Source organism: Pseudomonas sp. JS425 (genome assembly GCF_018223845.1).
GTDB classification, from domain to species: domain Bacteria; phylum Pseudomonadota; class Gammaproteobacteria; order Pseudomonadales; family Pseudomonadaceae; genus Aquipseudomonas; species Aquipseudomonas asiatica.
In genome coordinates, this window is the sequence record NZ_CP073661.1 from 5,875,750 (window position 1) to 5,895,795 (window position 20,046).

A 20,046-nucleotide genomic window follows, 5' to 3' on the forward strand; every position below is an offset into this window, starting at 1 on the left:
ATCACCCCATGCGTCGCCTAGCCCTGTTCCTGATCAGCCTGTGCCTGGCCCTGCCGGTACTGGCTGCCGATGCTGCCCGCCCCGAGCGCAAGGAAGTGTTTGGCGACGTGACGGTGCACTACAGCGCGTTCACCTCGAGCATGCTTACACCGGAGGTGGCCGCAGCCACCGGCCTGGTACGCAGCAAGAACCAGGGCGTACTCAACATCGCCGTGCTCAAGGCCAACAAGCCCGCCATGGCGGTGGTCAGCGGCACGGTCAAGGACTTGACCGGGCGCAGCAGCCCGCTGTCGTTCAAGCAGATCACCGAACAGGGCGCGGTGTACTACATTGCCCAGTTCAAGATCGACCAGCCAGAAACCGTCACCTTCGACCTGAATATCGAAACCGGCGGCATCAGCAACTCCCTCAGTTTCAACCAGGAAGTGTTCCCAGGCGAATGATGAATTTCCAGCAACTCGTATTGGCCAGCCACAACGCCGGCAAACTCAAGGAACTCCAGGCCATGCTCGGCGCGTCCGTGCAACTGCGCTCGATCGGTGAGTTCAGCCAGGTCGAGCCGGAAGAAACCGGCCTGTCGTTCGTCGAGAACGCCATCCTCAAGGCGCGCAACGCCGCACGCATTTCCGGCCTGCCGGCCCTGGCCGACGACTCGGGCCTGGCGGTGGACTTCCTCGGCGGCGCGCCGGGCATCTACTCGGCGCGCTATGCAGACGGCAAGGGTGATGCGGCGAACAATGCCAAGCTGCTCGAAGCACTGAAAGACGTGCCTGAAGCCGAGCGCGGCGCACAGTTCGTCTGCGTCCTGGCACTGGTGCGCCATGCTGACGACCCGCTGCCGATCCTGTGCGAAGGCCTGTGGCACGGGCGCATCATGTTCGAGGCCAGTGGCGAGCACGGCTTTGGCTACGACCCGCTGTTCTGGGTACCGGAGCGCAGCTGCTCCAGCGCCGACCTGGCCCCTGTGGACAAGAACCAGCTCAGCCACCGCGCCCGCGCCATGGCCCTGCTGCGCCAACGTCTGGGCCTGGCATGATCGAAACGCTGTCCAACCCCGGCGCGGCGTGCTTCACCAGCCTGCCGCCGCTGGCGCTGTACATCCACATCCCGTGGTGCGTACGCAAATGCCCTTACTGCGACTTCAACTCCCACGCTGCCGGGCCTGAACTGCCGGAAGATGCCTACGTCGCCGCCCTGCTGACCGACCTCGACCAGGAGCTGGCTGCCGTGCAAGGCCGGCCGATCAGCTCAATCTTCTTCGGCGGCGGTACCCCCAGCCTGTTCAGTGCCGACGCCCTTGGCTGGCTGCTGCGTGGCGTGGAACAACGTATCCCGTTTGCACCGGACATCGAAATCACCCTGGAGGCCAACCCGGGCACGTTCGAGCAGGACAAGTTCAAGGCCTACCGGCAAACCGGTATCAATCGTCTGTCCATCGGTGTGCAGAGCTTCCAGCCAGCCAAACTGCAGGCGCTGGGGCGTATCCACAATGGCGATGAAGCGGTCCGCGCCGCCGGCATGGCGCGCGCCGCCGGCTTCGACAACTTCAACATGGACCTGATGCACGGCCTGCCCGACCAGTCGCTCGACGACGCGCTGGGCGACCTGCGCCAGGCCATCGACCTGGGGCCAACGCACCTGTCGTGGTACCAGCTGACCGTGGAGCCGAACACGGTGTTCTGGAACCAGCCGCCCGAGCTGCCCGAGGACGACATCCTCTGGGATATCCAGGAGGCCGGCCAGGCACTGATGGCCGAACACGGCTTCCGCCAGTACGAAGTCTCGGCCTATGCCCAAGCGGGGCGCGCTGCCCGGCACAACCTCAACTACTGGCGCTTTGGCGACTTCATCGGCATCGGCGCTGGTGCCCACGGCAAGCTGACCTTCGCCGACGGGCGCATCCTGCGCACCTGGAAGACCCGCCTGCCCAAGGACTACCTGAACCTGGCCAAGCCGTTCAAGGCCGGCGAAAAGCTACTGCCAGTCGACGAGCTGCCGTTCGAGTTCCTGATGAACGCCCTGCGCCTGACCGATGGGGTGGAAGCCGAACTGTTCACCCAACGCACCGGTTTGCCGCTGGCACAACTGCGCGAGGCACGCCGCGCTGCCGAACAAAAGGGCCTTTTGCAGGTCGAACCGGATCGGCTGGTGGCCACGCCGAGGGGCCAATTGTTCCTCAATGACCTGCTGCAGTATTTCTTGACCTAAGGATGACCCATGGATCTGGTACTTGATCTGCTCGCGACGGTTTCTCGCTGGAGCCGCAGCAACCTGTCGGAGATTTCACTGGCCTTGGTAGGCTGCCTGCTGGTGCTGTTCGGCACCGATATCAAGGGCTGGGTGGAACAGCGCCTGGGCGGCCTGGCGGGCGCCCTGCGCGTACCGTTCATGGCCTTGCTGGTGATGATCGGCAGCGGTGCGGCGCTGATCTATGCCACGCCTTGGGTGGTGAAAGGGCTGAGCCAGTTCAACAACTACGCGCTGGCGCCGGTGCTGCTGGTGGTACTGGTGCTGATCGGGGTGGTGGCGGATCGACGGGGCTGAGCCACGGCCTTGCACTGAACCTTGCAGGAGCGGCCTTGAGTCGCGATGGGCCGCAAAGCGGCCCCAGCAATTGCTGCCTCACCGCTGACATCCTGGGGCCGCTACGCGGGCCATCGCGACACAAGGCCGCTCCTACAATGACCGCGTAATCTGGCGAGTACAGAGATGGGTTGTAAAAGCTGCCCCGGAGAACCAGGGCAGCCCTACCACCTGACTAGCCCTTACTGGGCATCATCGAAGTGATCGCGCATGAAGTCCCGAACGGTCTTGAGCACAGTCAAGATCCGGATGAACGTCCAAACGCGGCTCAGCGCATCAAGCAAACGCTTCATATGCCTTGGCCTCCGTGTTGGCGGGCCAATCTTCCAGCATCTAACCGGTACTTCGATGCCTTCAAAAACTGTGTGAGAGTCTTCTGTGAAGTGGCCAGGTCAATGGCCCTTCGAGAGGTGCACCGGCACGGTTCTCAGGCCGTGTCGAAGGGGTCGGAAAGCAGAATTCTTCTCCTACCCGGCCCATCACTGATTTCATCCACACAGGAGCAGCGCGATGATACTTGGAATGCTCACCCAAGACTGTTAACCGCTCCGACACACGTGATGCCGGATATTTCTGAGCATTGACGTTCCCCCGCTACGCTGCCTATGATCAGCCAACTGTGTGAGGGTTTTCTGTGAAACCTCAGAGCGAAGGATACTCAGTCCTGTTGCTCACATAAAAAACCGCCCTTTCAAAGGCGGTTTTTTTTCGCCTGCATTTCTGCAGGCATCGGCAAATCGAAAGGCCGTATCAGCCGGTCAATCCACCTTCTCGAACTTCAAATCCCAAACCCCATGCCCCAGCCGCTCGCCGCGGCGCTCGAACTTGGTGATCGGGCGTTCTTCCGGCCGTGGCACGTAAGTACCGTCGGCCGCACGGTTGCGATAGCCCGGGGCAGCGCTCATCACTTCCAGCATGTACTCCGCATACGGCTCCCAGTCGGTGGCCATGTGGAACACGCCACCGGGCTTGAGCTTGCGCCGTACCAGTTCGGCGAACTCCAGCTGGACGATGCGGCGCTTGTGGTGGCGCGCCTTGTGCCATGGGTCGGGGAAGAACAGCATCAGGCGGTCGAGGCTGTTGTCCGCCACGCAGCGGTTCAGCACTTCGATGGCATCGCAGTCATATACCCGCAGGTTTTTCAGGCCCTGGGTCAGCACGCCGTTGAGCAGCGCACCAACACCCGGGCGGTGTACTTCCACACCAATGAAGTCCTGTTCAGGCGCGGCAGCAGCCATTTCCAGCAGGGAATGGCCCATGCCGAAGCCGATCTCCAGGGTGCGCGGCGCCGAGCGGCCGAACACCTGGTCGTAGTCCACCGGGCTGTCGGCCAGCGGCAGGATGTACAGCGGGCCGCCCTGCTCCAGGCCACGTTGCTGGCCTTCGGTCATGCGCCCGGCGCGCATCACGAAACTCTTGATGCGGCGGTGCGGGCGGGCTTCGCCGTCGGGGGTGATCGGCGTATCGTGCGATTCAGTCATCAGGGGCTCTTACTTGATCAGACCATCCAGCGGCGAAGAGGCGCTGGCATAGAGTTTCTTCGGCATACGGCCGGCCAGGTAGGCCATGCGACCGGCGACGATGGCGTGCTTCATGGCCTCGGCCATCAGCACCGGCTGCTGGGCGTGGGCGATGGCCGAGTTCATCAGCACAGCTTCGCAGCCCATTTCCATGGCGATGGTGGCGTCGGACGCAGTACCCACACCAGCATCCACCAGCACCGGCACCTTGGACTCTTCCAGGATGATCTGCAGGTTGTAGGGGTTGCAGATACCCAGGCCGGTACCGATCAGGCCAGCCAGCGGCATGACCGCAATGCAACCGGCTTCGGCCAACTGGCGGGCGATGATCGGATCATCGCTGGTGTAGACCATCACATCGAAACCGTCTTTGACCAACACTTCGGCGGCCTTGAGGGTTTCGATCACATTGGGGAACAGGGTTTTCTGGTCGGCCAGTACTTCCAGCTTGACCAGGTTGTGGCCATCCAGCAGTTCGCGGGCCAGGCGGCAGGTGCGCACGGCTTCGACCGCGTCATAGCAGCCAGCAGTGTTCGGCAGGATGGTATAGCGGTCCGGAGGCAGCACATCGAGCAGGTTCGGCTCGCCCGGGTTCTGGCCAATGTTGGTGCGGCGCACGGCTACGGTGACGATCTCGGCACCCGAGGCTTCGATGGCCAGGCGGGTTTCTTCCATGTCACGGTACTTGCCGGTACCGACCAGCAGGCGCGACTGGAAAGTACGCCCGGCCAGGGTGAAGGGCTTGTCGCTACGAACGTTGCTCATGGTTGTTCCTCGGGAAAAGGTTGCTGGGCTTGCAGGTGAATCGCCGGCCAGAATCAGCCGCCACCGATGGCGTGGACCACTTCGACCTGATCGCCGTCGTTCAACAGCGTGCTGTCGTGCTGGCTACGCGGCACGATATCCAGGTTCAGTTCCACCGCGACGCGGCGCCCGGTCAGCTCCAGGCGGGCCAGCAGGGCCGCGACGCTTTCGCCAGCGGGCAATTCGTAAGGTTCACCGTTCAGTTGAATGCGCATGCGCACGGCCACCATTGTTCTTTGGGGGCCCGCATTCTAGCGCTGAACCGCCCTGCAACCCAAGGGCGCTGCACGCCATTAGTCGCGATTGTGGACCACTCGGTCAACCGAGCCGCCAGGCTGCCAGGCCCAGGCACAGCCAGCCGGCCAGGAAGCACAGGCCACCAAGCGGGGTGATGATGCCGAGCTTGCCCAGGCCGCTGAGGGTCAGCAGGTACAGGCTACCGGAGAACAGCACTATCCCCAGGGCAAACAGGCCGCCAGCCCAGCCGACCAGGCGCCCTGGCAGGTGCACCGAAAGCACGGCGACAGCGAAGATGGCCAGGGTATGTACCAACTGGTAGGTCACACCAGTCTGGAAGATCGCCAGGTAGTCGGCCGTCAGCCGGCTTTTCAGGCCGTGGGCGGCGAAAGCGCCCAGGGCGACACCGGTGAAGCCGAAAAAGGCGGCAAGCATCAGGAAGCTGCGAAGCATGGGACGACTCCTTGGATCGGGTCTGTATAATGGCCCCTTCCACCCGTACGGCCAAGCCATCGCCATGCTGCCAACCCTTCTCCGCCGCCTCTCTCGCGCCCTGCTCTGGTTCGCTGCCGGCAGCATCGTGCTGGTACTGGTGTTCCGCTGGATCCCACCACCCGGTACGGCGTTGATGGTGGAGCGCAAGGTGCAGTCCTGGGTGAATGGCGAGCCGATCGACCTGCAGCGCGACTGGGAGCCGTGGGAGAACATCTCCGACGACCTCAAGGTCGCGGTCATTGCCGGCGAGGACCAGAAGTTCGCCAACCACTGGGGCTTCGACATCCCGGCCATCCAGGCAGCGCTGGCCTACAACGAGCGCGGCGGCAGCATTCGCGGTGCCAGCACCCTGACCCAGCAGGTGGCCAAGAACCTGTTCCTGTGGTCCGGGCGCAGCTGGTTCCGCAAAGGCCTGGAGGCCTGGTTCACCGCGTTGATCGAGCTGTTGTGGTCGAAGGAGCGGATTCTCGAGGTCTACCTGAACAGTGCCGAATGGGGCAAAGGTGTGTTTGGCGCCCAGGCGGCAGCGCGCTACCACTTTGGCGTCGATGCCAGCCGGCTTAGCCGCCAGCAGGCGGCGCAGCTCGCAGCGGTGCTGCCGAGCCCGATCAAGTGGAGCGCCAGCCGGCCGAGCACCTATGTGGCCAGCCGGGCCGGCTGGATACGCCGGCAGATGAGCCAGTTGGGTGGGCCCAGCTACCTGATGCAGCTCGACACTTCGCGCAAGCCTTGAGGGCCTCTTCGCGGGCACGCCCGCTCCCACAGGGCCAGCATTACCCCTGAGGCCTGTGCAGTACCTGTGGGAGCGGGCGCGCCCGCGAAGAGGCCGGTAAATCTTGCACAAAAAAAAGCCGCTAACCCTATGCGGGCCAGCGGCTTTTCCTTGCAGCCAGGGCTCGATCAGGCCGCGATCAGCGCCTTGACCTTGTTCATCGCATTCTTTTCCAGCTGGCGAATCCGCTCAGCCGAAACGCTGTACTTGTCCGCCAGCTCATGCAACGTGGCCTTCTCTTCCGCCAACCAGCGCTGGTAGAGAATGTCGCGGCTACGCTCGTCCAGCCCTTGCAATGCTTCGTGCAAGTTGCTGGTAGAGTTGTCGCTCCAGTCGGCATCCTCCAGCTGCACCGCCGGGTCGTAACGGTGGTCTTCCAGGTAATGCGCAGGCGACTGGAAGGCACTGTCGTCGTCAGCTTCCGCTGCCGGGTCGAACGCCATGTCCTGGCCGCTGAGGCGGCTTTCCATCTCGCGCACTTCACGTGGCTCCACGCCCAGGCTTTCCGCCACGCGGTGCACTTCGTCGTTGTTCAGCCAGGCCAGACGCTTCTTCTGGCTGCGCAGGTTGAAGAACAGCTTGCGCTGGGCCTTGGTGGTGGCCACCTTGACGATGCGCCAGTTGCGCAGGATGAACTCGTGGATCTCTGCCTTGATCCAGTGCACGGCGAACGACACCAGGCGCACGCCCATTTCCGGGTTGAAGCGCTTGACGGCTTTCATCAGGCCGACGTTGCCTTCCTGGATCAGGTCGGCCTGGGCCAGCCCGTAGCCGGCATAGCTACGGGCGATATGTACGACGAAACGCAGGTGGGCCATCACCATTTGACGAGCGGCCTCGACATCCTGCTCATAATAGAGACGCTCGCCCAGATCACGCTCCTGCTCGACAGTCAGCAGCGGGATGCTGTTGACCGTGTGCACGTAGGCTTCCAGGTTTGCACCAGGTACCAGGGCATAGGCAGGTTGCAACGATGTGGTCATTCAAGAACCTCCGACTTACAGAACTCGCGCCTTGTGGGCGCTGCCAACATTGACCTGGAACGACGGTACAAGTTCCATGGTGAATAATTTGTCAATGCTGGCACGTAAAAACTATCGCGGCGCCAGCTCGTTCAGATGGCGGGCCACTGCGATCCATGCACCGATATACCCCAACAGCACCGCTCCGATCAAGAGCGACAGACCATCGGACGCCGGCACCCCACCTAGGGCGAAGTCGCTGCCGTACAGCCCGGAAAGCCCTACCACCGCCTCGTTCAGCCAGTTCAGGCCAAACGCCAGGATACCCCAGGCAATCACCCCTGCACCCAGGCCATACAGTGCGCCCATGTAAAGGAAAGGCCGGCGTACGTAGGCGTCTGTACCACCGACCAGCTTGATCACTTCGATCTCGGTACGGCGGTTTTCAATATGTAGACGAATTGTGTTACCGATTACTAACAGCAGGGCAGAAATCAGCATCACGGCCAGGCCGAAGACGAAGCGGTCACCCAGTTTGAGGATGGCCGCAAGGCGCTCGACCCATACCAGGTCGAGTTGCGCCACTTCCACCCGCGGCAGCTCCGACAGGCGCTGACGCAAGGCTTCCAGGGCCGGCTTGTCGACTTCGGTCGGGGTCACCACCACTACGCCGGGCAGCGGGTTGTCAGGCAGTTCACGCAGAGCTTCGCCCAGGCCGGACTGTTGCTGGAACTCCTCCAGCGCCTGCTCGCGGCTGACATACTGGGCGTCGGCCACACCGGGCATGCCCTTGATCTCGTCGCGCAGCGCCTCGCCTTCGCGGCTACCGGCATCGAGCTTGAGGTATAGCGAGATCTGTGCGGCGCGCTGCCACGAGCCGCCAAGCTTCTCGACGTTCTTCAGCAGCAATGACAGGCCCATGGGCATGCTCAGCGCCACCGCCATCACCAGGCAGGTGAAGAAGCTGCCGATCGGCTGCTTGCCCAGCCGGCGCAGGCTGTCGGCCATGCTGGCACGGTGGCTTTCCAGCCAGGCATGCAGCAGTGTGCGGAAATCCGGGCCGTCATCGTCGTCGTGCTTTTTCTTCGCCGGTTGCGGGTCGGCCGGCTTCGGCGCAACCCGCTCGGAAACCTTCGGCGTACGTGTAGTGCTCATTGCCCGGCCTCCCCATCGCCGATCAAGCGGCCGCGCTGCAAGGTCAGCATGCGGTGGCGCATGCGCGCAATCAGTGCCAGGTCGTGGCTGGCGATCAATACCGTGGTACCCAGGCGGTTGATGTCCTCGAACACCCCCATGATCTCCGCGGCCAGGCGCGGGTCGAGGTTACCGGTGGGTTCGTCGGCCAGCAGCAGGGCTGGCTGGTGAACGATGGCGCGGGCGATGCCCACCCGTTGCTGCTGCCCGGTGGACAGGTCGGCCGGGAACAGCTCGCCCTTGTCGGCCAGCGACACTCTCTCCAGCGCCGAGTCCACGCGCTTGGCGACCTCGGCCTTGGACAGGCCGAGAATCTGCAGCGGCAAGGCGATGTTGTTGAACACCGTGCGGTCGAACAACAGCTGGTGGTTCTGGAACACCACGCCGATCTGCCGGCGCAGGAACGGGATCTGCGAGTTGCTGATCTGGCCCAGGTCCTGCCCGGCCAGCATCAGCTTGCCGCTGGTCGGGCGCTCCATGGCCAGCAGCAGGCGCAGCAAGGTGCTCTTGCCCGCGCCCGAGTGGCCGGTGACGAACAGGAATTCGCCCCGGCGCGCCCGGAAACTCAGCTCATGCAAACCCACATGACCATTGGGATAGCGCTTGGCAACCTGTTCGAATCGGATCATGTTCAGTCTCGCTCGGCGAACAGAGCCTTGACGAACGGCTCGGCTTCGAAGGTACGCAGGTCGTCGATGCCTTCACCGACACCGATGAAGCGGATCGGCAGCTTGAACTGCTTGGCCAGGGCGAAGATCACCCCGCCCTTGGCAGTGCCGTCCAGCTTGGTCAGGGCCAGGCCGGTCAGTTCGACGCTCTGGTTGAAGTACTTGGCCTGGCTGATGGCGTTCTGGCCGGTGCCGGCATCGAGTACCAGCAGCACCTCGTGTGGCGCTTCGGCGTCGAGCTTGCCGATGACCCGGCGGACTTTCTTCAGCTCTTCCATCAGGTTGTCTTTGGTGTGCAGGCGGCCAGCGGTGTCGGCGATCAGCACGTCGACGCCACGGGCCTTGGCGGCCTGTACGGCATCGAAGATCACCGAAGCAGAGTCGGCGCCGGTGTGCTGGGCGATTACCGGGATCTGGTTACGCTCGCCCCACACCTGCAGCTGCTCGACTGCAGCGGCACGGAAGGTGTCGCCAGCAGCCAGCATCACTTTCTTGCCTTCGAGCTGCAGCTTCTTGGCCAGTTTGCCAATGGTGGTGGTCTTGCCGGCGCCGTTCACACCGACCACCAGAATCACATAGGGTTTGTTCTGCGCCTGCACCACCAGCGGCTGCTCGACCGGGCGCAGCAGCGCAGCCAGTTCTTCCTGCAGCGACTTGTACAGGGCATCGGCATCAGCCAGCTGCTTGCGGGCAACCTTCTGGGTCAGGTTCTGGACGATGGTGGAAGTGGCTTCCACACCAACGTCGGCGGTCAGCAGGCGGGTTTCGATTTCGTCGAGCAGGTCGTCATCGATGACCTTCTTGCCCAGGAACAGGCTGGCCATGCCCTCGCCGATACTGGCGCTGGTCTTCGACAGGCCCTGCTTGAGGCGGGCGAAGAAACCGGGCTTGGCCTGCTCGGCCTGCACGGCGACCGGGGCTGCAGCCACAGGGGCAGCAGGCTCTGGTGCAGGGCGTTCCGGGATGGCGGGCGGCGCTTTCGGCTCCAGATCCGGCACCAGAGCCACGGGCTCTTCAGCAACCGGCAGCACCAGGTTGCTGACCGGCGCGGCCGGTTCAACGACCGGGGCCGCCTCGACAGGGGCTGGCTCGATCGGGGCCGCCTGCAAGGGCATCGACGCGACCGGCCGCGGTGCAGGTGCCACCAGCGGCTGGGAAGCGACCGGCTCGGGTTCAGGGGCCTGCAACGGTTGGGAAGCAAGCGGTTCGGGGACAGGGGCCTCGACCACCGGGGATTGGACGGGTGCGGCGACCTGCTGCGGTTCTGTCAGCTGTGGCGCCGCAGGGGCCTGAACGGGTTCAGGGGCCTGTGGCGCTTCGGCGGTAGCCCCTTCGACCGGAGCGGCTGCAGGCTGCTCGACGGCTGGGGGTTCATTCGCGGGCACGCCCGTTGCCACAGGTTGCTGCGGTTTCTTGCGAAACCAGCTGAACAGGCCTTTCTTCTCACCAGCCTCGGCTGGCGCTTTTTTGTCGTCGTTGGAACCAAACATGGAAGACGGCTATCTCAGGGTAGCGATGGGCCAGCTATGGCGCATCGGGAATTCTCTCTACGCAGAACAGACTATCTTGAAGCCGGCTGGTTCATGCGCAACGTTTTGTCTTAGTGTCCTGCGGGCCAGAACGGCGACAGGCATGGTCGCCAGGCAACCGGATCAGTATCCTAGCACCTCCTGGCCCGCCGACGCTAAACCAGCGGGCCGCCGAACAGGTTAAACACCGTATGAATGCTCTAGCCCGCCGCGCCGCTGGCCTGTTGCTCGGCACGCTCTGCCTGCCGCTCGCGGTCTTCGCCGCCGATGTGCAACCCACCCACGAATTCATCCTCGACAACGGCCTGAAAGTAGTCGTGCGCGAGGACCACCGCGCCCCGGTGGTGGTCTCGCAGATCTGGTACAAGGTTGGCTCCAGCTACGAAACCCCTGGCCAGACCGGCCTGTCCCATGCGCTGGAACACATGATGTTCAAGGGCAGCGCCAAGGTCGGCCCCGGTGAGGCCTCGCGCATCCTGCGTGACATAGGCGCCGAAGAAAACGCCTTCACCAGCGACGACTACACCGCCTATTACCAGGTGCTGGCCCGCGACCGCCTGCCGGTGGCCCTGGAGCTGGAGGCCGACCGCCTGGCCAGCCTGCGCCTGCCCGCTGACGAATTCAGCCGCGAAATCGAGGTGATCAAGGAAGAACGCCGCCTGCGCACCGACGATCAGCCCAACTCCAAGGCGTTCGAGCTGTTCCGCGCCATGGCCTACCCGGCCAGCGGCTACCATACCCCGACCATCGGCTGGATGGCCGACCTGGAGCGCATGAAGGTCGAGGAACTGCGCCACTGGTACGAATCCTGGTACGCCCCCAATAACGCCTCCCTGGTGGTGGTCGGCGATGTCACCGTCGATGAGGTCAAGGGCCTGGCGCAGAAGTACTTCGGCAGCATCCCCAAACGCGCCGTGCCACCGGCCAAGTTGCCGCTCGAGCTGGCCCAACCAGGCCAGCGCCAGCTGACGCTGCACGTGCGCACCCAGTTGCCGAGCCTGATCTACGGTTTCAACGTACCTGGCCTGCCCACCGCCAAGGATCCGCGTACGGTGCATGCCCTGCGCCTTATCTCGGCATTGCTCGACGGCGGCTACAGCGCCCGCATGCCGGCACGCCTGGAACGCGGCCAGGAACTGGTGGCCGGCGCTTCGTCCAGCTACAACGCCTTCACCCGCGGCGACAGCCTGTTCCTGATCTCGGCCACGCCGAACGTGCAGAAGCAAAAAACCCTCGCCGATGTCGAGAAAGGCATCTGGCAGCTGCTTGATGAGCTCAAGACCACCCCGCCCAGCGCCGAAGAGCTGGAGCGCGTACGCGCCCAGGTCATTGCCGGCCTGGTCTACGACCGCGACTCCATCAGCAGCCAGGCCACTACCATCGGCCAGCTGGAAACCGTCGGCCTGTCGTGGAAGCTGATCGACAGCGAGCTGGACGAGCTCAAGCGCGTTACCCCGCAGGACATCCAGAACGCCGCGCGCACCTACTTCACCCGCGAACGCCTGAGCGTTGCCCATGTATTGCCCGAGGAGTCCGCTCATGAGTGATCGCCGCGCACCACGCCCAACCCTGCTGGCCACGGGCATCCGCGCCCTGGCGCTGGCGGCGGTGCTGGCCGCCCCGGCCATGGCCGACAACGCCGCCAAGGCCGACAGCAACGCGGCACGCCCGGCCAATACCTTGCAGTCACTGGCCGAACTGGATGGCAAGGCGCCCAGCCGGCGCCAGTTGAACATACAGCACTGGAACACTGCAGAAGGCGCCCGCGTGCTGTTCGTCGAGGCCCGCGAACTGCCGATGTTCGACCTGCGCATCACCTTCGCCGCCGGCAGTAGCCAGGATGGCGGCACGCCAGGCCTGGCCGCCCTGACCAACGCCATGCTCAACGAAGGCGTGGCCGGCAAGGATGTGACTGCCATCGCCGAAGGCTTCGAGGGGCTGGGTGCCGACTTTGGCAACGGCTCCTACCGCGATATGGCCGTGGCTTCGCTGCGCAGCCTCAGTGCCAAGGACAAGCGTGAACCGGCGCTCAAGCTGTTCACCGAAGTGACTGGCAAGCCGACCTTCCCTGAAGACGCCCTCAAGCGCATCAAGAACCAGATGCTGGCCGGCTTCGAGTATGAAAAGCAGAACCCTGGCAAGGTCGCTGGCAAGGCCCTGTTCGCCAAGCTCTACGGCGACCACCCCTACGCCCACCCGAGCGACGGCACTGCCGAAAGCATCAGCGGCATCACCCTGGAACAGCTGCGCGCCTTCCACGCCAAGGCCTACACCAGCGGCAACGCGGTCATCGCCCTGGTCGGCGACCTCAGCCGCGCCGAGGCCGAAGTCATCGCCGCCCAGGTATCAGCTGGCCTGCCCAAGGGCCCCGCGCTGGCCGCACCGGCCCAACCCGGCGAAGCCAAGGCAGGCCTGACCCACATCGACTTCCCGTCCAAGCAGACCCACCTGATGCTGGCCGAACTCGGCATCGACCGCCAGGACCCGGACTGGCCGGCCCTGTCACTGGGCAACCAGATCCTCGGCGGCGGTGCGTTCGGCACCCGGCTGATGAGCGAGGTACGTGAAAAGCGCGGCCTGACCTACGGTGTGTACTCGGTGTTCAGCCCGATGCAGGTTCGCGGCCCGTTCATGATCAACCTGCAGACCCGTGCCGAACTCAGCGAGGGCACGCTCAAGCTGGTGCAGGATATTCTCGCCGACTACCTCAAGGCCGGCCCCACCCAGCAGGAGCTGGACGATGCCAAGCGCGAACTGGCCGGCAGCTTCCCGCTGTCCAATGCCAGCAACGCCAGCATCGTCGGCCAACTGGGTGCCATTGGCTTCTACAACCTGCCGCTGACCTGGCTGGAGGACTTCATGCAGCAGTCCCAGGCCCTCACCGTCGAGCAGGTAAGGACGGCCATGAACAAACACCTGTCAGCCGATAAACTGGTGATCGTCACCGCTGGCCCGAAAGTGCCGCAAAAACCGCTGCCAGCCCCTACTGACAAGCCCTCCGAGCAGCCGCTCGGGGTACCGGAGCACTAATGCCAAGATCCACCCCTACCGCCCGCCCACAACCGGGCCACAGCAAGGGCCAGGGCCACCTGCGCATCATCGCCGGCGAGTGGCGCAGCCGACGTCTGGCGGTGCCGGAAGGCGAAGGCCTGCGGCCAACGCCTGACAGAGTGCGGGAAACCCTGTTCAACTGGCTGGCCCCCTGTATCGAGGGTGCCCGCGTTCTGGACGCCTTCACCGGCAGCGGTGCCCTGGTGCTCGAAGCCCTGTCCCGCGGGGCCGAGGACGCGGTCGCGCTGGACAGCAACCCGGCGGCCATCGCCAACCTGAAGAACAACCTCGAGATCCTGCGCTGCCCGCGCGGGCAAATCCTGCAGACCGACGCCCTGCGCTATCTGCAAGGCCCGGCCAAGCAGCAGTTCGACGTGGTGTTCCTCGACCCGCCGTTCCACCAGGACCTGCTGGCAGACACCTGCAACCTGCTGGAACAGAACCAGTGGCTGCGCGAGCAGGCGTGGGTCTACACAGAAAGCGAGGCTGCCCCGTCGACCTTGCAGTTGCCGGGCAACTGGCGCCTGCACCGCGAGAAAAAGACCGGCCAGGTGCACTACGCACTTTGGCAACGGGGTTGATCCGGTAACCCTGGGTTGCCGTATTTAGTTACCACAAACCCGCCGCCTTCATGGCTGAAGCTGCTCCTCCGATTCCTGCAGGAGCACTTCAACCATGACCGACCACCCCGCCCCACCCGCGCCGGCAGGCTCGGTGCACAGCTTTACCCTCGCCAACGGCCTGCGCGTCTACCTGCGTGAAGACAACCGCGCGCCGCTGGTCAGCGTGCAGCTGTGGTACCACGTAGGCTCCAGCTACGAGCCTGAGGGCCACACCGGCCTGTCCCACGCCCTGGAGCATCTGCTGTTCGAGGGCAGCAGCAAACTGGCTCCAGGCCAGTATTCAGCCCTCATGAGCCGCCTGGGCGGTGACCCAAATGCCTTTACCTACCCCGATGCCACGGTCTTTCCGCTGACTTTGCCACGCAACCGCCTGGAAATTGCCTTGGAGGCGCTGGCCGACGTCATGGCCAGCGCCACCCTCAGCGACGTGCCTTTTGCCCGTGAACTGGCAGTAGTCATGGCCGAGCGCCGCGAGGATATCGACAACAGCCCCTTGGCACTGGCAGTGGAACATCACCAGTTGCTGGCCTATGGCAACAGCGGCTATGGCAACCCCGTGACCGGCCACAAGACCGACCTCGACCATATGACCCCGACGGCGGCGCGCACCTGGTACCAGACCTGGTACCACCCCAACAATGCCACGCTCGCCGTGGCTGGTGACATTGCCCTGGCCCAGCTGCAAAAGCTGGTTACACGGCACTTTGCAGCGATCCCCGCCAACCGCCTGCCAACACGGCAAAAACCCACAATGCCTTCTGGGCAGGTTCGGCGCAGCCAGACCCTGCGCTGGCATGGCCTGAACACCGGCGTGCTCATCAGCTTCAACCTTCCCAGCCAATGCACCGCCCGCTCTGGCTCACAAGCCTGCGCACTGCGCCTGCTGCCGGACATTCTTGCTGAAGGCCACGCCAGCACGCTGCAGCGCCTGTTGATACAAGACACTCCGCTGCTACAGGGCCTGAGAGCGACCTATGAGCCATGGCAGCGCGGTGACAGCCTGCTGACCTTGTACGCGTTCTGCAGCCCGCAGGTTACGCCGGAGGCAGCAGCCGAAAGGCTGATGCAGGAAATCGAAGCGTTCCGCCAGTCGGCCCCCTCCAAGGAAGATCTTCAACGCGCCAAGGCTCGCCTGCTGGCCAGGCAACTATTCGCAAGAGACGACATCGGCAAACAGGCAGAGGCCATCGGCAAACAGGCCGCCTGCGGTCTGGACCCCGTTGCCCTGGACGATGAGCGACAAGCCATCGAAGCCGTGACAGCCGAGCAGGTAGGCCTGATTGCGCTGGAATTCCTGACTGAAGCCCGTGCGGCCATCACCTTCATGCACCACAAGGAAAGTACCGATGAATGACAAGATCGCGAGCATCCCGCAACCGGCTGTAGCCAACGGAAGTCACAGTGGTCTGGTCTCGGTCCAAGGCGTTGATCTGGACCAGCTCGAAACCCCTCAGACGCAGGTGCAGGCGTGGACCACGGAAGCAGGTACAGGCGTGAAGTTCGTCGAAGCCCGCGGGCTGCCTATCGTAGATGTGGTCTTGCGGTTCAAGGCAGGCACGGCCCAGGACACCTTGCAACCCGGCCTGGCAGCCTTGACGCTGTACATGCTCGACGAGGGCAGCCGGCGCTACACCAGCGCCAGGCAAGCTGAGGGCATGGAGCGCCTGGGCGCGATCATGGAAAAGCAGATACGCCTGGAGCATGCAACGCTGAGCCTGCGCAGCGTGAGCACGAAAACGATACTCGCACCAGCCCTGGACCTGTTTACCGACCTTGTGGCAAACCCGGCTTTCCCCGCGCCTGCCCTGGAAAAGATCAAGCGCCAGTTCGTGCAGCACAACGCATCCCGCGAACGGCGCCCCAGGCTCAGGGCGCGTAGCGAGGCGTTTCGCCATCTGTTCCAGGGGCATCCCTATGGCAACCCGCTGGGCAGCACCATTCAAGGCGTGAACGCCGTCAGCCCTGAAGACTTGCGGGCATTCCACCAACGCGCCTATAGCGCCAGCAACCTGGAAATGGTGCTTGTCGGGGACCTGGCCCTGAGCGAGGCGCAAGCCATCGCGCAACAGATCAGCCAAGCCCTGCCGCAAGGCTGGTCCGCCGCTGACCTGCCAGCCGTTCCGGAAGCTACCCATGCAACCATCAACGTCGAACAGCCCGGCAACAGCAGCGCAGTGCTGCTGGCATTGCCCATGAACGTTCCCGCCAATGACCCGGATTTCCCAGCCATTGTGCTAGCCAGTGAAGTGTTGGCTTCAGGCCTTGAATCGCGCCTGATGGTGGAACTGCGCCAACGTCGCGGGTTGACCTACGGCATCTACAGCCGCGCTTCGCCGTTGAGTGCCGGCGGGCTGTTCACCATAGAGTGGGACATCGCGCCACGGTACGTGCAATGCTCGCAGGAACTGGTAGCAACCTTGCTGTGCGATTTCATCGAGCAAGGGCCAACCAAGGCCGAACTGCAGCTGGCGTGCAAACAGCTGGCCGGGCAATTACTGCGTGGTGTGGCGCAAAACAACAGCCTGGCAGCATTGCTGACGGAGATAACCCACCAACATCAGCCTGCAGACCACCTGAACAGCTACATCGAGCGCATCGGTAGGCTGAGCCCGGCAGATATCTGCGCGGCGATGCAAGACCGTCTCGACTTGAACTGCGAGGTACTGGTCAGTGTCGGCCCACGTGTCGACCAGCAACCGCTGCCAGCCACCGACCAATAGCGCAGGTACAGTGGCGTTGTTTCATGGCACTCTAGGCAGGCACATCACGAGTCGCCTAGCATGCCCAGCCCCAGCGCCACATTCCGCCCGGCCATCGGCCTGTCCAACCCCCACCTGCAAACTCTGTGGGGGCCACTGTGGCGCAAGCTGCCTGAACTGCAGCGCAACCGCGAGCGGCTATGGCTGGCCGATGGCGACTTCATCGACCTGGACTGGCACGGCCCGCACCAGCCCCACGCGCCGTTGGTGCTGGTCCTGCACGGTTTGACCGGCTCCTCCCACTCGCCCTACGTCAAAGGTTTGCAGCAAGCGCTGCACGGCCGCGGCTGGGCCAGCGTGGCGGTGAACTGGCGCGGTTGCTCGGGCGAGCCCAACCTGCTGCCACGCAGCTACCATTCCGGTGCCAGCGAAGACCTGGCCGAAATCGTCAGCCACCTGCGCGCCCAGCGCCCGTTGGCGCCGTTGTATGCGGTGGGTTATTCGCTAGGGGGCAATGTGCTGCTGAAATACCTTGGCGAAAGCGGTGTCGCCAGCCAGTTGCAGGCTGCGGTGGCAGTGTCGGTGCCGTTTCGCCTGGATCACTGCGCCGACCGCATCGGCCAGGGCTTTTCAAAGGTGTACCAGGCGCATTTCATGCGCGAGATGCTGGCTTATGTTCAGCTCAAGCAGCGGCACTTCCACGACAAGGGCCAGCATGAACGGCTAGCGACGCTGCAACGGCTGGGGCCGCTGGTCAACCTGCGCACGTTCTGGGAATTCGACGGCAAGGTCACCGCACCGCTGAACGGTTTTCGCGATGCGCACGACTACTACCGCCGCTCATCGAGCCATTTCTTCCTCGGCCAGAACCGCACGCCGACGCTGATCATCCATTCCAGCGATGACCCTTTCGTCTCCGGCCACAGCCTGCCAACGGCCCGCGAACTGGCGCCGCAGACCCGCTTCGAACTGCACAGCCGCGGCGGCCATGTGGGGTTTGTCGATGGCAGCCTGCGTAACCCGGGGTATTACCTGGAGCGGCGGATTCCACAGTGGTTGGTGGAAGGCCAATAGGAGCTGCAGTTTTCATTGGCAGTACCGACCTAATCGCCGGCAAGCCAGTTCCCACAGGTGTGGCACAGGCCCGATGGGTAGTGATGTACCTGCGGGAGCTGGCTTGCCGGCGATGAGGCCGGGCCTGCTTACTCGCCAGTGGCTACGCCATGCTGCGGATCGTTGATCCACTCGCTCCACGACCCGGCATACAGCTTGCCCAGTGGATATCCCGCCAACGCCAAGGCGAAAAGGTTATGACACGCCGTCACCCCCGACCCGCAATACGCCACCAACTGCTCCGGTGCACGCCCGGCGAGCTTTTCAGCAAAGCGCTGTTTTAGCTGGTCCGAAGGCAGAAAACGCCCATCAGCCCCAAGGTTGTCGGTAAACGCCGCGCACTGCGCCCCCGGAATATGTCCCGCAACCGGGTCGATCGGTTCCACTTCGCCACGGAAGCGCGGCAAGGCACGCGCATCGATCAAGGTCAGGTCTGGGTTACCCAGACGCTTGGCCAGGTGCTCGGCATCGATCAGCAGCTTGCCGTCCGGCTCACCGTTGAAGGTGCCTTCCCGCTTGAGCGGCGGGTCCAGGCTGAGCGGCAGGTGCGCCGCATGCCAGGCCTTCAGGCCACCATCGAGGATCGCTACACCGCTGCGCTTGCCCAGCCAGGCCAGCAGCCACCAGGCACGGGCGGCAAAAGCGCCAGGGCCGTCGTCGTACAGCACCACCTCGCTGTCATCGTCCAGGCCCCACTCACGCAGGCGCTCGACCAACCGGCGCGCATCCGGCAATGGGTGGCGCCCGGTGCGTCCCTTGCTCACAGGCCCGCTGAGGTCACGCTCCAGGTCAGCAAAATGCGCTCCGGCAATATGCCCCTGGGCATAGCTGCGTTGGCCATAGTCCACATCCTCGAGGGCAAAGCGGCAGTCGAGGATCACCAACTTGGGCGAGCCCAGACGCTCGGCCAACTGCTGCGGGGTGATCAATTGCTCAAGGGGCATGACAATCTCCTGATCGAAGGCACTATCGATAACACTGAGGCCCTGGGTTAGTGCTCCAGGGCCTGGTTGAACGGTACATGGAATTCCTGGCAAAGGGCGTCCACCGCATTGCGGGCGTTGTCGGTGACGAAACCGAGCTCCAGCACCAGTACCTGGTAGACGCCGCGCTTGAAGGCTTCTTCACCCAGATGCGCGGAATGTTCCCGCGTGGTGCTGAGAAAACGTACCCAGGACGTCAATACGATCCAGGCATTGATGGTCAGCGATTCGATCTGGGCTTGTGTCATGGCCAGGATGCCCGCCTCGACGAAACCGCGGTAGATCGCCTGGCCCTGACGCAGGCATCGTTCGGAAAAGCGCCGATAACGTGCGGCCAGCTCCGGGTCGCTGTCCAGCAGGTGTTCCAGATCACGATGCAGAAAACGGTAGTTCCACATCGCCGCCAACAGCGCCTTCAGGTAGAAGCGCTTGTCCTCCACGGTCGCCGCACGGCCTTGCGGCGGGCGCAGGAAGCTGTCCACCAGTTCTTCGTACTGACTGAACAGCAAAGCGATGATCGCCTGCTTGTTGGGGAAGTGGTAATACAGGTTGCCGGGCGAAATTTCCATGTGCGCGGCAATGTGGTTGGTACTGACGCTGCGTTCGCCCTGCTGGTTGAACAGCTCGAGGCTGTTCTGCACGATGCGCTCTCGGGTCTTCATGCGCGGGGCCATGCTCAGCTCCCAGTCTGCGGGCCTTCATCAAAGGGTCATCTTACGGCGTATTGGCAATGGAATGCACCGCTCGACAACGCGGAAAAATTCGCACCATCGTACAAATTAGAGTATAGGCTCTAGGGATTCCCTCCCCGGA

21 protein-coding genes are annotated in these 20,046 nt (G+C 63.7%); 11 read left to right on the forward strand and 10 right to left on the reverse strand.

Going from position 1 to position 20,046, the window contains the following annotated elements; all coding sequences use genetic code 11:
- Positions 1-8 precede the first annotated feature (8 nt).
- From KDB76_RS26935 to KDB76_RS26950, 4 genes are read left to right on the forward strand one after another with little or no spacing between them, the layout of a single operon-like run.
- A complete protein-coding gene (locus KDB76_RS26935) occupies positions 9-443 on the forward strand; it encodes a DUF4426 domain-containing protein (protein WP_013974622.1) in 435 nt (144 codons plus the stop codon).
- Complete coding sequence (gene rdgB / locus KDB76_RS26940; protein ID WP_003257822.1) at positions 440-1,036, forward strand: RdgB/HAM1 family non-canonical purine NTP pyrophosphatase; 597 nt, start codon at positions 440-442, stop codon at positions 1,034-1,036. Before KDB76_RS26935 ends, rdgB begins: the two co-directional genes overlap by 4 nt.
- Complete coding sequence (hemW, locus tag KDB76_RS26945; RefSeq protein WP_038410212.1) at positions 1,033-2,208, forward strand: radical SAM family heme chaperone HemW; 1,176 nt, start codon at positions 1,033-1,035, stop codon at positions 2,206-2,208. Before rdgB ends, hemW begins: the two co-directional genes overlap by 4 nt.
- 9 nt (positions 2,209-2,217) lie before the next feature.
- Positions 2,218-2,544, forward strand: a complete 327-nt coding sequence (locus KDB76_RS26950) for a DUF3392 domain-containing protein (protein WP_003257821.1) — start codon at positions 2,218-2,220, stop codon at positions 2,542-2,544.
- Between the two features lie 797 nt (positions 2,545-3,341).
- Here KDB76_RS26950 and trmB read toward each other — a convergent pair.
- From trmB to KDB76_RS26970, 4 genes are all read right to left on the reverse strand, one after another.
- Positions 3,342-4,064 carry a tRNA (guanosine(46)-N7)-methyltransferase TrmB gene (gene trmB / locus KDB76_RS26955; RefSeq protein ID WP_013974624.1) on the reverse strand — a complete coding sequence of 241 codons (723 nt, stop codon included), beginning with the start codon at positions 4,062-4,064 and terminating at the stop codon, positions 3,342-3,344.
- 9 nt (positions 4,065-4,073) lie between these two features.
- A complete protein-coding gene (locus KDB76_RS26960) occupies positions 4,074-4,868 on the reverse strand; it encodes a thiazole synthase (protein ID WP_013974625.1) in 795 nt (264 codons plus the stop codon).
- A 53-nt stretch (positions 4,869-4,921) separates the two neighbouring features.
- The gene (thiS, locus tag KDB76_RS26965; RefSeq protein WP_003257817.1) at positions 4,922-5,122 is read right to left on the reverse strand and encodes a sulfur carrier protein ThiS; all 201 of its coding nucleotides are present in this window, start codon (positions 5,120-5,122) and stop codon (positions 4,922-4,924) included.
- A 103-nt stretch (positions 5,123-5,225) separates the two neighbouring features.
- The gene (locus KDB76_RS26970) at positions 5,226-5,597 is read right to left on the reverse strand and encodes a DUF423 domain-containing protein (RefSeq protein WP_013974627.1); all 372 of its coding nucleotides are present in this window, start codon (positions 5,595-5,597) and stop codon (positions 5,226-5,228) included.
- A 64-nt stretch (positions 5,598-5,661) separates the two neighbouring features.
- Here KDB76_RS26970 and mtgA point away from each other — a divergent pair, with 64 nt between their 5' ends.
- Positions 5,662-6,372 carry a monofunctional biosynthetic peptidoglycan transglycosylase gene (gene mtgA / locus KDB76_RS26975; RefSeq protein ID WP_013974628.1) on the forward strand — a complete coding sequence of 237 codons (711 nt, stop codon included), beginning with the start codon at positions 5,662-5,664 and terminating at the stop codon, positions 6,370-6,372.
- A 167-nt stretch (positions 6,373-6,539) separates the two neighbouring features.
- Here mtgA and rpoH read toward each other — a convergent pair whose 3' ends face one another.
- From rpoH to ftsY, 4 genes are all read right to left on the reverse strand, one after another.
- Complete coding sequence (rpoH, locus tag KDB76_RS26980) at positions 6,540-7,394, reverse strand: RNA polymerase sigma factor RpoH (RefSeq protein WP_003249083.1); 855 nt, start codon at positions 7,392-7,394, stop codon at positions 6,540-6,542.
- A gap of 111 nt (positions 7,395-7,505) precedes the next feature.
- Entirely contained in the window at positions 7,506-8,528 is a 1,023-nt protein-coding gene (gene ftsX, locus KDB76_RS26985) for a permease-like cell division protein FtsX (RefSeq protein ID WP_013974629.1), read from the reverse strand.
- A complete protein-coding gene (gene ftsE / locus KDB76_RS26990; RefSeq protein ID WP_013974630.1) occupies positions 8,525-9,196 on the reverse strand; it encodes a cell division ATP-binding protein FtsE in 672 nt (223 codons plus the stop codon). The genes ftsX and ftsE overlap by 4 nt, the downstream gene beginning before the upstream one ends.
- Positions 9,197-9,198: 2 nt before the next feature.
- Positions 9,199-10,725, reverse strand: a complete 1,527-nt coding sequence (ftsY, locus tag KDB76_RS26995) for a signal recognition particle-docking protein FtsY (RefSeq protein WP_024087859.1) — start codon at positions 10,723-10,725, stop codon at positions 9,199-9,201.
- A 230-nt stretch (positions 10,726-10,955) separates the two neighbouring features.
- Between ftsY and KDB76_RS27000 the strand changes: the two genes are divergently transcribed.
- The 6 genes from KDB76_RS27000 to KDB76_RS27025 all read left to right on the forward strand — a co-directional run bounded on the left by KDB76_RS27000 (position 10,956) and on the right by KDB76_RS27025 (position 18,211).
- Positions 10,956-12,311, forward strand: coding sequence for a pitrilysin family protein (locus KDB76_RS27000; RefSeq protein WP_013974632.1), 1,356 nt, complete (start codon positions 10,956-10,958; stop codon positions 12,309-12,311).
- Positions 12,304-13,794, forward strand: coding sequence for a pitrilysin family protein (locus KDB76_RS27005; RefSeq protein ID WP_013974633.1), 1,491 nt, complete (start codon positions 12,304-12,306; stop codon positions 13,792-13,794). Before KDB76_RS27000 ends, KDB76_RS27005 begins: the two co-directional genes overlap by 8 nt.
- Positions 13,794-14,396, forward strand: coding sequence for a 16S rRNA (guanine(966)-N(2))-methyltransferase RsmD (gene rsmD, locus KDB76_RS27010; RefSeq protein WP_013974634.1), 603 nt, complete (start codon positions 13,794-13,796; stop codon positions 14,394-14,396). The genes KDB76_RS27005 and rsmD overlap by 1 nt, the downstream gene beginning before the upstream one ends.
- Positions 14,397-14,490: 94 nt before the next feature.
- The gene (locus tag KDB76_RS27015; protein WP_013974635.1) at positions 14,491-15,792 is read left to right on the forward strand and encodes a pitrilysin family protein; all 1,302 of its coding nucleotides are present in this window, start codon (positions 14,491-14,493) and stop codon (positions 15,790-15,792) included.
- A complete protein-coding gene (locus tag KDB76_RS27020; protein ID WP_023663003.1) occupies positions 15,785-17,158 on the forward strand; it encodes a pitrilysin family protein in 1,374 nt (457 codons plus the stop codon). The genes KDB76_RS27015 and KDB76_RS27020 overlap by 8 nt, the downstream gene beginning before the upstream one ends.
- 60 nt (positions 17,159-17,218) lie before the next feature.
- Complete coding sequence (locus KDB76_RS27025) at positions 17,219-18,211, forward strand: hydrolase (protein ID WP_013974637.1); 993 nt, start codon at positions 17,219-17,221, stop codon at positions 18,209-18,211.
- A 128-nt stretch (positions 18,212-18,339) separates the two neighbouring features.
- On the opposite strand, the gene KDB76_RS27030 is transcribed toward KDB76_RS27025, so the two are convergent.
- The gene (locus KDB76_RS27030) at positions 18,340-19,194 is read right to left on the reverse strand and encodes a sulfurtransferase (protein WP_038410213.1); all 855 of its coding nucleotides are present in this window, start codon (positions 19,192-19,194) and stop codon (positions 18,340-18,342) included.
- Between the two features lie 47 nt (positions 19,195-19,241).
- Positions 19,242-19,907, reverse strand: a complete 666-nt coding sequence (locus KDB76_RS27035; protein WP_023663002.1) for a TetR/AcrR family transcriptional regulator — start codon at positions 19,905-19,907, stop codon at positions 19,242-19,244.
- Positions 19,908-20,046: the final 139 nt, after the last annotated feature.